At 49.7% G+C, this 599-nt stretch carries 1 protein-coding gene; it reads left to right on the top strand.

The features are described from left to right. Positions 1-285: 285 nt before the first annotated feature. The coding region (locus tag KP705_RS16235) for a hypothetical protein (RefSeq protein WP_215764992.1) at positions 286-599 on the top strand (314 nt) is incomplete at its 3' end.

The raw sequence follows: 599 nt of genomic DNA on the forward strand, positions 1-599 counted from the left end.
TAGCTCAGATTTGCTGTGTCCTGCATCACAGAGCGAGCGCAGAGCGGGAGCCACGTAGTGTGGCCGTAGGCCATCTGTGTGGGATGGTTCTTGATAATCTGATTTTTATGGTAGAATGTGAGTCGAGGTTAAATCGATGGATATCTTGGCGGATTACATCGAAGAAGCCCGATAGGTTAGGAGAAGGCTCATGACGCAGGAACGTCACAACCCGACCCACATCAGTATTATAACACAACTGATGGCGATGGTTCAACACAAGACCGCCAAGACTGGTGGTCTCGGATGGAATCCGTAGGTCGTTCATATACGAAATTAGAGGCCCAAAGGGTCATCAAAGCTCAGTCATATGATGGGGGGTATTATCCTCGTTCATGGCTTGGGCATGTGTTCCATCTGGGGTGGTCTGTTGATGATATCTGCTGGCTGATATCTGCTGACTGCAAGCACCTTGGGCTTATAGCTCGGGATTATTCTGCTGATGAGAATCTGCGTTTTGCGTGTCGTTCGGAACAGGAAGACAGGCGACGCTTCAGGCTTCCTGCTGGTGGTTTAGAATACGTTCCAGAGGTTAAGGAAGCGAAGGAATCACGCGGAGA

Origin of the sequence: Gluconobacter sp. P1D12_c (genome assembly GCF_018812105.1) — a bacterium.
GTDB classification, from domain to species: Bacteria; Pseudomonadota; Alphaproteobacteria; order Acetobacterales; family Acetobacteraceae; genus Gluconobacter; species Gluconobacter oxydans_A.